Below are 539 nucleotides of genomic sequence, written 5' to 3' on the forward strand. Positions count from 1 at the left end.
GGAAATCCAGCCCCAGCGCATCCGCTTTTTGCCCGTTCTCGAAATCAGTCAGAATTAATGGATGCACTAACGCTCCACCAATCACCATGGCAGTAAATGGATTACCGCCGAAGCGTTTCCCCGCGGTGTATCCCAGGATTATCGGGAAGAACCAAAACAAGGCATCACTGGCGCTGAATAAAATTAAATAAGTACCACTTTGTTCGGTCGTCCACTGATAAGTGAGCGCCAGAGCCAGCATACCTTTCAAGATCCCGGTTGCCGCCATCAAACCGATCAGAGGCGTAAAAATACCTGAAATAACATAAACAAAGCGGTTTAGCAGATTACCTTTATCATCATTTTCCGGTGCCTGTTGCGCTTTTTCGTCAAGGCCTGCCACACTGTTAACCGCCAGGAAGACATCGGCCACATGGTTACCTATGACCACCTGAAACTGGCCACCGCTTTCCACCACCATAATAATACCGGGGGTCTTTTTCAGTACCTCTGCTTGCGCTTTGCTTTCATCCTTTAATTTAAAACGTAATCGCGTTGCG

1 protein-coding gene is annotated in these 539 nt (G+C 47.9%); it reads right to left on the bottom strand.

All coding sequences use genetic code 11. From position 1 onward, the window contains the following. A partial coding sequence (locus K0039_RS24835) for a glucose PTS transporter subunit EIIB (RefSeq protein WP_228106792.1) occupies nt 1–539 on the bottom strand: 539 nt, incomplete at both ends.

The sequence above is a fragment of the Terrisporobacter mayombei genome (assembly GCF_020748465.1).
Classification (GTDB): Bacteria; Bacillota; Clostridia; order Peptostreptococcales; family Peptostreptococcaceae; genus Terrisporobacter; species Terrisporobacter mayombei.